The organism is Brevundimonas denitrificans (assembly GCF_030160755.1).
Classification (GTDB): domain Bacteria; phylum Pseudomonadota; class Alphaproteobacteria; order Caulobacterales; family Caulobacteraceae; genus Brevundimonas; species Brevundimonas denitrificans.
Genome location: NZ_BSOY01000072.1, coordinates 1 through 12,778, shown reverse-complemented (window position 1 = coordinate 12,778; position 12,778 = coordinate 1). Strand labels below are relative to the sequence as shown.

Sequence of the window (12,778 nt, the reverse complement as noted above, 5' to 3'; positions counted from 1 at the left end):
GGCCTTACCGCAGCGCCTCCGACGGGCAGGTCGGGCGACGATCCCGATCCCTGGAACGGCCTGGGTATCCCCCCCGGCCCTCCACCCCGGCCGGCCGGCCCTCAGGAGGCCACCGGATCCGGTCCGGCCTCCCTGCTTGCGCAGCGAGACCCCGCTCCAACCGCTCTCGCCGCCGCTTCGGATCGCCGGCCGAGCGAGCCTCCCTTGCGACGGGACGGGGGGAGTCTAGGACGCGGCCTTCCTATGGCGGACTGAGGACGCTGTATTTTTCCGAAGACGCGCGAAATCAGCAGGTTGGCGGCGCGGAATGTGTTGGCAATCGGCCGACTGTCAGCGGCGGATTCGGTGCGGTCCGCTCAGCCGCGCGGCGCCGCCTCGGCCCTCAGGGTCCCGGCGGGGGGCGGGATCAGCAGTTCTTCCGCCGGGCGGCGGTCGAACAGCCAGTCGGCCCACAGGTCGGGCGGCAGGGGCAGGACGCCGCGCGTGTGATAGGGCGCCACATCGGGGCCGGGTTCAGCGGTCAGCAGGGCGAAGGCGTCGGGATCGCCGTCGCGGCCGGCGCGCCAGACGGCGGCGAGGGCGAGGAAGCCGCCGTCGGCGCCGCGCAGCCGCCAGCGGGTCTTGGGGTATTTGTCGCCGGTGAATTCATAGAAGCCCGAGGCGGGGATCAGGGCCCGGCCGCTGGTCTCGCCATTGCCGAAACTGCGGCCCTCGGAGCGGAAATTGATCACCGGCGGGGGCTTGCCGCCGCCGGGCCGGGCGGGGCCGCGAAAGCCGAAGCGCATGGGCGTCAGCTCGGCGGCGGCGTCCGTTGCGCGGACGGCCTGGGCGAGGTCGGTGGGGCGGACCTCGTCGACCGGCTCGATGTTCGGCAGGCCGCGCGGGAACGTCAGCGGGGCCCCGTGTTTGTCGAAGGCCTCGACCAGCTGGGTGACGGAGAAACGGGCTTCGTAGGAGGCGCACATGGGGGGAGGATAGCGGAGGGAGCCCCCGAGGTCAGTCCGGTTCCTCCGGCGGGACCCAGTTTGGATCGTTCTCGGGAAACCACTCGGCGGCCAGATCGCGCCAGTCGGGATTCTTCTCCTCGATCAGCCTGAGTTTCCAGTCGCGTTTCCAGCCCTTGATCCGCTTCTCGTGGCGGATCGCATCAATGACCCAGGCGCGGCGCTCGAACCAGACGAGGCGGGTGCAGCCGTAGCGTTTGCTGAAACCCTCGAAGGCCCCGACGCGGTGCTTCCACACCCGGGCCGGAAGGTTCGCCGCCACGCCGGTGTAGAGCGTGCCGTTGCGCCGGCTGGCCATGATGTAGGTGGCGACGAACTTCCGATCCGTGCGCATGGCCACAACCTCTCCGCGAGCAATCAGCCGCGTCCACCCCCCCTCCCGCTATCGTCATTCCGGCGAAGGCCGGAACCCAGCGGCGCCGAAGGCGAAATGGTGGAAGCGACCGCGCTCCCGACAGCTTCGCGCTCGCGCGCGCCTCCCCCGGTCCGAGCTTCGCTCGGCCGAAGGATGACGAGGGGTTCCGGGTCTCCGAGCCGCTGCGCGCCTCGCCGCCCGGAATGACGATAGCGGGGGATGGGTTTGGTGGATGCGGCGAAGCCGCCCCCGGACCGTCGACCCACACCCTTTCGCCAGAACGACGGCTGCGCCGCCGTGCGCTCAAGCCCTCTCCCAACGGGAGAGGGAGGCGCGCGCACGACGCACCGCCTCGGTCCGGGGCCCCGCCCTCGCGTCGTCGCCCCCGATCACGCCCGCGCCCGATCCGGTGGCGGCGCGGGCCTCTGGGCCAGAATCCAGAGGCTCACGGGCAGATTGATGAGGACCGCCGTCATCACACCGGGCGCGTATCGGCCGAGCACGATCGCCGCCGGCACATGCGGAACCATCACGTTCACGACGAGGACGGAGGCGATGAGCTTCAGGATGAACCAGGCATCACGGTCTCGCCGGGTCGTCGCGCCCCACGCCAGCGCGACCCCGAGCGCGGCGGTCAGAACCAGCAGGGCCGCCTGGAACACGACGGCCGTCGGGAGCTGAACCGTCGGCCATATTACTTGAGCGAGCCGCGTGGCTTCCGACCGGGTCGCGGCATAGGTCACGCCCTCTTCAAGGTTATGCAGAAGCACGGCGACGAAGAGCAGCGACGCGGCCGTCCGACGCCTCCCCGCCCCATCCTGCATCCGCCCAGGAACCATGGACGGAGCCTAGCACGTCCGAAGGGCTCTCGAGCCCCGCTCGGCTGGCTGCCGGACCTAGTGCACCCGCGCTTTCCCGATGCTCAGCCCGCCCTCCCCGGCTGACACGGCGATCACCGACCCGTCCTCGATCTCCCCGGCCAGCAGCTTCTTCGCGATCGGGTCGACGAGGTCCTTCTGGATCACGCGCTTGAGCGGACGCGCGCCATAGACCGGGTCGTAGCCCTTGTCGGCGAGCCAGGCGTAGGCGCTGTCGTCGAGCGAGATGGTCAGGCGGCGGTCGGCCAGAAGTTTCTCGAACCGGGCCATCTGTATGCGGACGATGCCGGCCATCTGGTCGCGGCCGAGGCGGCGGAAGAGGATGATCTCGTCGATGCGGTTGAGGAACTCGGGGCGGAAATGACCGCGGACCTGTTCCATGACATAGGGCCGGACGGCCTCGACGTCGTCGCCCTCGCCCTGGTTGGCGAGCGCCTCCGACCCGAGGTTGGAGGTCATGATGATCAGGGTGTTCTTGAAGTCGATGACGCGGCCCTGGCCGTCGGTCAGGCGGCCGTCGTCGAGCACCTGGAGCAGGACGTTGAAGACGTCGGGGTGGGCCTTTTCGACCTCGTCGAACAGGACGACCTGATAGGGGCGGCGACGCACGGCCTCGGTCAGGGCGCCGCCCTCGTCATAGCCGACGTATCCGGGCGGGGCGCCGATCAGGCGGGAGACGCTGTGCTTCTCCATGTATTCGGACATGTCCATCCGGGTGATGGCGGCCTCGTCGTCGAACAGGAAGGCGGCCAGCGCCTTGGTCAGCTCGGTCTTGCCGACGCCGGTGGGGCCGAGGAAGAGGAAGCTGCCCAGCGGGCGGTTGGGGTCGTTGAGGCCGGCGCGGGCGCGGCGCACGGCGTCGGCGACGGCGGTCAGGGCCTCGTCCTGACCGACGACGCGGGCGCGCAGGGCGTCCTCCATCTTGAGCAGCTTCTCGCGCTCGCCCTCCAGCATCTTGTCGACCGGGACGCCGGTCCAGCGGGAGACGACCTGGGCGATCTGTTCGGCGTCGACGACCTCGGGCGTGAGGGGGCCGGCCTTGTCGGCCTCATTCTCTTCCGCCTCGGCCAGCTGTTTCTCGATCTGCGGGATCTGGCCGTAGGCGATCTCCGACGCGCGGCCGAGGTCGCCGGCGCGCTGGGCGGCGGCCAGTTCGGCGCGCAGGCGGTCGAGCGTTTCGCGCAGCTGGGCGCCCTGCCCCACCTTTTCCTTCTCGGACTTCCAGCGCGCGGTGAGGTCCTCGGACTCGCCCTCGAGGTCGGCGATCTCGTCTTCCAGTTTTTCGAGGCGGGCGACGGAGGCCTTGTCGGTCTCCTTCTTCAGGGCCTCGCGCTCGATCTTGAGCTGGACCAGACGGCGGTCGATCTCGTCGAGCGCCTCGGGCTTGGAGTCGACGGCCATGCGCACGCGGCTGCCGGCCTCGTCGATCAGGTCGATGGCCTTGTCGGGCAGGAAGCGGTCGGTGATGTAGCGGTGGCTGAGGGTGGCGGCGGCGACGATGGCGCTGTCGGAAATGCGCACGCCGTGGTGGACCTCATACTTCTCCTTGATGCCGCGCAGGATGGAGACGGTGTCCTCGACCGAGGGCTCCTCGACGAAGACGGGCTGGAAGCGGCGCGCGAGGGCGGCGTCCTTCTCGACGTGCTTGCGGTATTCGTCGAGGGTGGTGGCGCCGACGCAGTGCAGCTCGCCGCGCGCGAGGGCGGGCTTGAGCAGGTTGGAGGCGTCCATGGCGCCGTCGCCCTTTCCGGCGCCGACCAGGGTGTGCATCTCGTCGATGAACAGGATGATGCCGCCCTCGGCCGCGGTGACCTCGGCGAGGACCGCTTTCAGACGCTCCTCGAACTCGCCGCGGTATTTGGCGCCGGCGATCAGGGAGCCCATGTCGAGGGCCATGACGGTCTTGTCGCGCAGGCTCTCGGGCACGTCGCCGTTGACGATGCGCAGGGCCAGGCCCTCGACGATGGCGGTCTTGCCGACGCCGGGCTCGCCGATCAGGACGGGGTTGTTCTTGGTGCGGCGGGCGAGGACCTGGATGGTCCGGCGGATCTCCTCGTCGCGGCCGATGACCGGGTCGATCTTGCCGTCGCGGGCGGCCAGGGTCAGGTCGCGGGCGTAGCGCTTCAGGGCGTCATAGGCGTCTTCGGCCCCGGCGCTGTCGGCGGTCTTGCCCTTGCGGACCTCGGCGATGGCGGCGTCGAGCTTGTCGGGGGTCGCGCCGACGGATTTCAGGACTTCGGCCGCGACGCCGCCCTCGCGGGCGATGGCCGAGAGCAGGCGTTCGGTGGTGACGAAGGCGTCGCCGGCCTTCTTCGAGGCCTCCTCGGCCGAGGCGAAGACGCGGGCGGTGTCGCCGTCGAGATAGATCTGGCCCGAGCCGCCGGTGACCTGGGCGCGCTTCTTCAGCGCGGTCTCGGTCGCGGTTTCCGCCTTCGCCGGATCGCCGCCGGCGGCGGTGATCAGATTGCGGGCGAGGCCGTCGCGCTCTTCCAGCAGCACCTTGAGCAGATGCTCCGGAGCGAACTGCTGGTGGCGGCGGGCCAGGGCCAGCGACTGGGCGGACTGGACCGCCTGTTTGGCGCGGTCGGAGTAGAGGTCGAGATTCACGGCGGCTCCCCTGATCAGGCGGACTGTGCGCCCAAGCACGCCCTTTCAGGAAGCGACGCCTTGAGCTGCCGCAAATCTGGGTGTGGCGATCGGGTCACACAAGGGGGGGCCGCCGCCGACGGGTCACCCGCCCGTCGTCGGGGCCGTGAAGTCGAACTGCTCCGGCCGCCGCTGGCCCGAGCCGAAGCTCCAGGTCAGGCCGATATAGGCCGCCCGACCGCCGAAGGTCTGGCTGGTGCGGTCGGTGAAGGTCGGGGTCTGGAGGGTGGTGGTCGAGCCGAAGTCGTCGAAGACGTCGCGGACGGTGGCCTGGAAGGACCAGTCCTGGTTGATCTTGTGGCGGTAGCCGAAATTCACCAGCGTCGCCTGCTCGCGCACGCCCTGGGCCAGCAGCTGGTCGCCGGTCCAGATGCCGGAGAACTGGACGAAGTCGTTCTCGGTCGGTTGCCAGTTGAGGGTCAGACGGCCCGAGACGCTCTCGCCCTCGCTGTCGACCGCGCCGGGCAGGCCGGCGGCGTCGATCTCCTGACGGAAGGCGTTGAGGCTGGCGTTGTAGCGCAGGGTCGAATGCAGCTGGCCGTTGGCGACCAGCTCCAGGCCCATGGAGCGGCTGGAGCCGAGGTTCTCGGGCCGGGTCAGGAAGACGCCGGTCCCGAGGTCGGTGGTCACCGGGGTGAAGGCGTCCTGGGTGTCGCGGTAGTAGAGGGTGGCCTGGTAGAAGGCCGGCGTGACGCGCTTCTGCCAGGTCAGTTCGAACGAATCCGTCTCCTGCGGCAGCAGGTCGGGATTGCCCGAGCGGTAGTTGAAGGTGTCCTGATAGGTCAGGAAGGGGTTGAGGTCCTGCGGGCCGGGCCGCTGGATGCGCCGGCTGTAGCTGCCGCGCAGGGTCTCGCCGTCGGCGATCGTGTACTGCAGGTGCATGGTCGGATAGGCGCGGAAATAGTCGTTGGACGCCTGGATGTTGGTCGTGACCTGGTCGAGGTCGATATTGGCCTGTTCCAGCCGCAGGCCGAACTGGCCCGAAAACTTCTCGCCGAAGGGCCGCTCGAAGGTGGCGTAGAGGGCGTGGACCTGCTGGTCGACGTGGAACTCGTTGGACACGATCGGGTCAATGACCAGGGCGTTCGGATTGGGGCCGCGGGCGACGAAATTGTCGAGCTCCAGATTGACCGCCTGCAGCTCGTAGCCGGCGCGCAGCCGGCCCCCGTCGGCGGTGGGCCGGACATAGGCGCTGGTGAAGCCGATCTGGTTCTGGCGGTTGCGGTTCTCGATCGTCTCATAGGACAACGGCAGGGCGGGGATCTGCTGGTCGACCTCGGTGTCGAAGCCGAAGACGAAGCGGTTGCGGTCGTAGCGGATCTCGTTGGACCACTCGTGGCCCTGGTCGTTGAAGCGGCGCAGCACCCGCGCCGACCCGCCCTGGAACGTGCCCGAGAAGCCGCCGCCCGAGTTCCGTTCAAAGGCCGCGGCCAGACCGCCGCCGGCGGCGTCCGCCTCAAAGAATTCGACCGCGTCGGCGAAGCTGTCGACGTCGACGTGGCGGATGTCGCCGGTGATCTGGGTCTTGTCATCGAGATTATGCTCGGCCGCCAAGCGTACGAAGACGTTGTCGGAATCGCCGTCGACGTTCTGGGTCTGGCGGGATTCGAGGAACTGGCCCGAACCGGCGTCGAAGCGCGTGCGGGTGCGTTCGATCTCCTGCAGGAAGGCGTCATGGCGCACGCCGATGTCGGCCGACAGGGTGGTCTTGCCGATCACATGGGCGATGTTGCCGCCGAAATTATAGCGGCCGCCGTCGCCGATATTGGCCCGCAGGGAGCCGGTCGTGGTCTGGCCGACGCGAGGCGTGTTCGGCTTGGAGATCAGGTTGATCACGCCGCCCGAGCCCTCGGGGCTGTAGGCCGCCGACGGATTGGTCATCACCTCGATGCGGGCGTACTGACTGGCCGGGATCTGCTGGACCATCTGGCCGCGGCTGGGCCCGTTGAACTGGCTCGAGGGGCGGCCGTCGACAAGGATGGTGACATTGGCGTCGCCGCGCAGGCTGACATTGCCGTCGGGGTCGACCTCGACCGAGGGCACATTGCGCAAGGCCTCGGCCAGGGTCCCGGTCGTGGCCTGGAGGTCGTTGGCGAGGCTGTAGCTGATCGAGTCGATCGAGGTGCGGACCTCGTTCGGCTGGGCGGTGACGACCACGTCGTCGAGCGCCGCCGCGTCTTCGGATTCTTCAGCGTCCTCGGCCGGAGCCTCTTCCTGCGGAGCGGCCGCAGCGGGCGCGGGCGGAGGAGTCTGCGTCCGGGGCGGGGTCGCGGGAGCGGGCGTCTGGGCGAAGGCCGCGCCCGACGATGTCGCCAGGGCTGTGCCGACGAGCAGCAGGAACCGGATTGAAGTCATGACGTGCGCCCCCTGCGCGTGGTCGGGCGGTGCAGCCCGTCAAGTTTCCTTTCCATATCGTCCGGCCGGAGCCGGAGCGAGTTACATCTTCTTCATGACGTCGCCGTCAGAACCGGCCACCTTTCGGCCGCAGATTGAGGGGCGTCGCGGACGGGGATGACGGCGGGCGGACAGCGACGTCCCGGGCGTTCGGGGCCGAGAACCGGGGCGGTCGCGTCCGGTCTCTGGTCTTCCCGCCGGGCAGGCGATAGGTCGGGAGACAGACCCTCGAAGGTGGTCACCGGAGCGCCCATTTGATTCCCCACGCGGCCTGGCCTGTCGATCCCGGCGTCATCGCACCCTTTCTGCTGGCGGCGGCCCTGATCGAATTGACGCCCGGTCCCAACATGGGCTGGCTGGCTTTGATCTCGGCGGCGCGCGGGCGGGCGGCGGGATTCGCGGCGGTGGCGGGGGTGACGGTCGGTCTGGCCGTCTGGATGCTGGCCGCCGCCTTCGGCCTGACCCAGGCGCTGCTGATCTGGCCGCCGCTGTATCAGATCATCCGCTGGGCCGGCGTGGTCTTCCTGCTGTGGCTGGCGTGGGAGGCGTGGCGCGGCGACAGCGACCCGGCCGCCGCTGACGGCGACGATCACAGCACGCTGCGCGGCCTGTTCCTGCGCGGCATGACCGGCAATCTGCTGAACCCCAAGGCGGCGGTCTTCTATGTCGCCCTGCTGCCGACCTTCATGCGGCCGGATCACGGATCGCCGCTGGCCCAGGCGCTGACGCTGGGCGGGTTGCATCTGGCGGTGGCCGTCGCCGTGCATTCGCTGATCGTGCTCGGCGGGGCGGGCGCCGGCGGGTGGCTGCTGACACGGGTGCAGGGGCCGGTGCTGCGCGCGGTCATGGCCGGCGGCATCGCCCTCGTGGCGGCGTGGATGGCCTGGGAGACGCGGGGCTAAGGCGGCGATGGACAGGCTCCGCGCGGGCGGGCTAGCGTCCGCGCCGAACCCTGTCCGGAGTCCCTGCATGTCCATCCGCCTCACCCGGCGCGCCGCGCTGATTTCGTCCGTGGCCGGAGCGGCCGCCCTGCCCTCGATCGGCTGGACGCAGTCGGCGGCGAATGACAGCGCCTCGCTGGCGGATCAGGTCGACGCCTATGTGAAGCGGGTGATGGCCGGCTTCCCGGACCAGCCGGCCGTGTCGATCGCCGTCGTGAAGGACGGACAGCCGGTGCTGACCCGCGGCTATGGCGTGCGCGCCATCGGCGGGGCGGCGGTCGACGAGCACACCCTGTTCGCCATCGCCTCGAACACCAAGGCGGTGACCTGCGCGGCCCTGGCCATATTGATCGACGAGGGCAAGGTGAAGTGGGATGAGCCGGTGCGAACCTATCTGCCCGGGTTCAGCCTGTCGAAGCCCGAGCTCAACGACATGGTGACCGTGCGCGATCTGGTCAGTCACCGGATCGGCTTCGGTCTCGGCGCGGGCGACCTGCTGTTCTGGCCCAACAGCGACCGGACGCGGGCCGAGATCATGGCCGCCGTGCCGCATGTGCCGATCGAGGACACGTTCCGGACCAGCTATCACTACTGCAATCTGATGTTCGTGGTGGCGGGCGAAGTGGTGGCGGCGGCCTCAGGGCTGGCGTGGGAGGATTTCGTCCAGACCCGGATTCTCGACCGGCTGGGCATGACCGAGACCCTGCCGCTGATGACCGCCGCCGATCCGGCGAAGTCGGCCCTGCCGCACGGCCGCCTCGGGCCGCCGCTGCGTTACCAGGGCGAGATGCAGACCATCGGCCAGTCGATCCAGGAGGTCTGGAACTGGTCCTCGGCGGGGGCCGCGGGCGGCTTCGTCACCACCCCGGTCGACTGGGCCAAATGGATCGCGGTGCAGCTGGCGCGCGGCGCCCTGCCGGACGGGACGCGGCTGTATTCCGAAGCGCGGGCCAATGAGATGTGGCGGCCCAACATCATCATCTCCAACTCGGCGGGACCGACCGAGACCCTGCCCGGACGCGCCATCGCCTCGACCTATGCGACGGGCTGGCAGGTGCAGGATTATCGCGGCGAGCGGATGATCACCCATGGCGGCGGGGCCCCCGGCTATGTCTCGGGGACGGTGCTGATCCCCGGTCGCAACGCCGGCTTCTCCTATTTCACCAACGCCGAGGAGAGCTTCCTGACGCGGGCCCTGCGCAGCGGCATCTCCGACATCGTCATGGGCAAGACCGGCTTCGACTGGATCGCCGACGGCCAGCGGCTGCAGCGCGAGGGCGACGCGGCCTCGGTCGCGGCGGCGGCGGAAATCGATGCGAAACAGGCCGCGGGCGCGCCGCCCTCCCTGCCGCTGGCGGCCTATGCCGGAACCTGGCGCGATCCCTGGTACGGCGACATCACCATCCAGGCGCGGGACCTTCAGCTGTGGCTGAGCTTCAGCCGGACGCCGGCGCTGCAGGGGCCGGTCGAACCTTACGACGGCGATACGCTGCGGACGCGGTTCCCGGACAAGCGGGAAGAGGACGTCTTCATCACCTTCACGCTGGAGAACGGACGGCCGGTGTCGGCGATGATGAAGGCGGTCAGTCCGGATGCGGACTTTTCCTATGACTACCACGACCTGCGACTGAGGAAGGTTTGAGGCGCCCTACTCCGCCGGACGCGACCGGCTGGCCTCGAGGATCGGCATCGAGGCCTCGGTCGGGATGTAGATGACCTCGCGGCCCGGCTTGCCGGCGGTCTCTTCCAGCATGTGGATATAGGACCAGCGCAGATAGTTTTCGGGACCGCCGAGGCTTTCGGCCATAATGCGGTTGGCCTCGTTGGTGCCGCGGGCGCGGGCGACCTCGGCCTGGGCGGTCAGCTGGGCCGAGTCGAGGGCGGCCTGGGCTTCGAGCACGCGGATGCGGCGGTCCTGGACGGCCTGTTCGTAGGCCGCCTTGCCCTGCATCTGTTTGGAATAGACGTTGTAGGTGGGCAGGCCGATCATGACGATGGCGAGGACGATGACGACCGCGATGACCGAGCCGATGGTGATGCTGACGCCGCGCATGAGACTCTCCTGACGGGACCACCCCGCGTCGCGAGCCTCGCGGTCGGCGCCCCGGGGGTCAAGGGCGTCAGCGGACCAGTTCGAGGATCTCCAGCTTGGAATCGACCTTCGGCCACGGGATGGCCAGGCGCCAGCGCGCGGCGCCGATGCGTTCGAAGACCCCGACCTGATCGCGGAGCGGATCGTCGCCATAGTCGGGGTAGCTCGTTTCCTGCGCGCTCCAGGCCGCGGCGCCGACATAGATCAGACGACGATCCGTATCCGGATAAAGCAGGCCGCGCGTGCGCTGGGAGCCGGTGATCTTGGTCAGGATCAGGTCGCCGCCGGGGGTGAGTTCGATCGTGCAGCGGAAGAAGGGATATTCGAGGTAGCCGGGTCCGCCCGGGCTGTTGGTCCCGAGCTTGATGGTGCGGCAGCGGTAGGTTCCCGGCGGCGGCTGAAGCCGCCCCTGCTGACCGGCGTTGGGGTCGACCAGCGGCCCGAGCGCCTCGACCTGTTCGGCGAACCCCTTGTCCTCGGCCTCGGCCCGGCCCAGGCGCCAGGCCTGGTCGAGGCGGCCGAGGTTGGCGGCGTGGTCGGCGGAGACGACCTGACGCCAGTCGGCGGTTCCGCCCTGCTCGCCCTTTACGGGCGGCGGCGCGGGCGGTGCGGGCGGAGAGGCCGGCCCGTCCGCCGCGGCCGAGGCATCGTCCGTCGCCGCTGGAGGAGGCGCGGCCCGGTCGTCGGTCGGGTCTCCGCAGGCGGCGAGCAGGGCGGCGAGCGAAACGACGGCGGCGAGCGTTCGCATCCGGGGAAACTCCATACGGTCCGGAGACCCGAACGATCGAGCCGCGCCGGGGTTCAACCCGCCGCGCGCGGGCGGGGATCCAGCAGCAGGCCGGAAACGGTGGCCGCCAGCAGGCGCGGCGACAGGGGCAGGCGCGCCGCCTTGCCGAGCAGATGGTCGCGGATCCACGGCAGGATGCGGCCGTCGGCCTGGTAGAAGGGGGTGAAGCCGAGGCTGAGCGCCTGATAGAGGCGGACGTGCCAGCGTCGGGCGGCGGCATAGGCGGACAGGGCGGACGACAGATCGGCGGGCGACGACAGGGCCTGCGTCAGGCTCCAGGCGTCGAGCAGACCCATGTTGACCCCCTGCCCCAGTTGCGGACTGGTCGAATGGGCGGCGTCGCCGATGATCGCCAGCCGGTCGGCGACGGGCCGGGCGAGGGTGTGGTGGCCGTAGCGGGCGAGGGTCAGCTGGTCCGGATCGGTCAGGGTTTCGAGCAGGCCGGCCGTCTCGGGCCAGAGGGCGCGGACTTCGGCCTTCCAGCCGTCGAGACCGGCGGCCCGCCAGGCGGCGTGGTCTTCAGTCCGCAGGCTCCAGAAGAAGGTGGCGAGGCGGTCGGGGCTGCCCGGCCGGGCGCCGACGGGCAGGACGCCGACCATCTTTGACGCGCCGCGATAGACCTGTTGCAGGGCGCGGGGGTCGAAGGGCTCGCCGGGCCAGGGCACCGTGGCCCACAGGGCGCCCCAGGCCAGCGGGCGGGGCGCCGCGCCATGGCCGGCGGCGATCCGCGACCGCGCCCCCGAGGCGTCGATGACGAGGTCGAAGGCCGGGGTGGCGACGCCGCGCGCGTCCGCGAGTCGACCCGCATCGACGGCGATCATTTCACGCCCGGTCTCGAAGCGGACGCCGGCGTCGACACAGGCGCGAAACAGGACATCGAACAGGGCGGCGCGATGGACGCCGAGGGCCGGGCGCGGGCGATTGAGATCGGCGTAGCGCACGTCCAGCACGATGCGGCCGCGCCGGAATTCGCGGCCGAAGAGGCGATCGACAGGCTGGGCCATGGCCTCGACCGCCGGGGTCAGGCCGAGGGCGTCGAGGACGGCGAGGCCGGTCGGCTGGAGCATGAAGCCGGCCCCGACCGGCCCGGCCTGTTCGAAGCGTTCGAAGACGACGACGTCCCGGCCCTGCCGCGCCAGCATGAGGGCGGCGGCGAGGCCGGCGGGCCCGGCGCCGACGACGGCGATCTTCGCCACAGCGTTCAGGCCGGGACCAGTTCGATCAGATCGAGGTTGGACTCGGCCTGGGGCCAGGGGATGACCAGCCGCCAGCGGCGCTCGCCGATCCGCTCGAGCACGGCGATCAGGTCGCGGTCGGGACGCTGGCCGTAGGAGTTGGCGGGCGGTTCCGAAGCGAGCGACAGGGAGCCGAGCATGACCATCTGACGGTCGTTCTCCGGGAAGAGCAGGCCGCTCTGACGCTGGCTGCCGGTCAGTTTGGAGAATTTCAGGCCGCGCGGCGTCTGTTCGATGCGGCAGGCGAACCAGCCGTAGACGACGTAGCCGAGGCCGTCCTCGCCGCCCTGGGAGCCCAGTTTGACGGTGCGGCAGCGATAGTCGCCGGGCGGGGGCGCGACCGACGACCGGGCGGCGCGGGGGTCGATCAGGGCGCCGAGGCCGGTCAGGTCGCCCGAGCCGGGCTGGCGGCGGGCCTGCTGCAGGGCGAGGGACCAGGCGGCGTC

11 protein-coding genes are annotated in these 12,778 nt (G+C 70.2%); 2 read left to right on the top strand and 9 right to left on the bottom strand.

What is annotated here, in order from left to right; genetic code table 11:
* Window positions 1-356: 356 nt before the first annotated feature.
* From QQJ79_RS13045 to QQJ79_RS13025, 5 genes are all read right to left on the bottom strand, one after another.
* Window positions 357-965, bottom strand: coding sequence for an SOS response-associated peptidase family protein (locus QQJ79_RS13045; RefSeq protein ID WP_284223356.1), 609 nt, complete (start codon window positions 963-965; stop codon window positions 357-359).
* Window positions 966-996: 31 nt separating this feature from the next.
* Window positions 997-1,338: a GIY-YIG nuclease family protein gene (locus QQJ79_RS13040; protein ID WP_284223355.1), complete on the bottom strand. Its 342-nt coding sequence runs from the start codon at window positions 1,336-1,338 to the stop codon at window positions 997-999.
* Window positions 1,339-1,748: 410 nt separating this feature from the next.
* Window positions 1,749-2,183: an HXXEE domain-containing protein gene (locus QQJ79_RS13035; RefSeq protein ID WP_284223357.1), complete on the bottom strand. Its 435-nt coding sequence runs from the start codon at window positions 2,181-2,183 to the stop codon at window positions 1,749-1,751.
* Between the two features lie 72 nt (window positions 2,184-2,255).
* Window positions 2,256-4,844 (bottom strand): ATP-dependent chaperone ClpB, encoded by a 2,589-nt coding sequence (gene clpB / locus QQJ79_RS13030; protein WP_284223354.1) that lies wholly within the window; start codon window positions 4,842-4,844, stop codon window positions 2,256-2,258.
* A gap of 123 nt (window positions 4,845-4,967) precedes the next feature.
* Window positions 4,968-7,238, bottom strand: a complete 2,271-nt coding sequence (locus tag QQJ79_RS13025; RefSeq protein WP_284223353.1) for a TonB-dependent receptor domain-containing protein — start codon at window positions 7,236-7,238, stop codon at window positions 4,968-4,970.
* A 293-nt stretch (window positions 7,239-7,531) separates the two neighbouring features.
* Between QQJ79_RS13025 and QQJ79_RS13020 the strand changes: the two genes are divergently transcribed.
* Window positions 7,532-8,179 carry a LysE family translocator gene (locus QQJ79_RS13020; protein WP_284223352.1) on the top strand — a complete coding sequence of 216 codons (648 nt, stop codon included), beginning with the start codon at window positions 7,532-7,534 and terminating at the stop codon, window positions 8,177-8,179.
* A 67-nt stretch (window positions 8,180-8,246) separates the two neighbouring features.
* Window positions 8,247-9,860 carry a serine hydrolase gene (locus tag QQJ79_RS13015; protein WP_284223351.1) on the top strand — a complete coding sequence of 538 codons (1,614 nt, stop codon included), beginning with the start codon at window positions 8,247-8,249 and terminating at the stop codon, window positions 9,858-9,860.
* 6 nt (window positions 9,861-9,866) lie between these two features.
* On the opposite strand, the gene QQJ79_RS13010 is transcribed toward QQJ79_RS13015, so the two are convergent.
* The 4 genes from QQJ79_RS13010 to QQJ79_RS12995 form a co-directional block, all read right to left on the bottom strand.
* Complete coding sequence (locus QQJ79_RS13010; RefSeq protein ID WP_284223350.1) at window positions 9,867-10,271, bottom strand: SPFH domain-containing protein; 405 nt, start codon at window positions 10,269-10,271, stop codon at window positions 9,867-9,869.
* Between the two features lie 67 nt (window positions 10,272-10,338).
* Entirely contained in the window at window positions 10,339-11,058 is a 720-nt protein-coding gene (locus QQJ79_RS13005; protein WP_284223349.1) for a DUF4893 domain-containing protein, read from the bottom strand.
* A gap of 53 nt (window positions 11,059-11,111) precedes the next feature.
* Window positions 11,112-12,293 (bottom strand): FAD-dependent oxidoreductase, encoded by a 1,182-nt coding sequence (locus QQJ79_RS13000; protein WP_284223348.1) that lies wholly within the window; start codon window positions 12,291-12,293, stop codon window positions 11,112-11,114.
* A gap of 5 nt (window positions 12,294-12,298) precedes the next feature.
* The coding region (locus QQJ79_RS12995) for a DUF4893 domain-containing protein (RefSeq protein ID WP_284223347.1) at window positions 12,299-12,778 on the bottom strand (480 nt) is incomplete at its 5' end.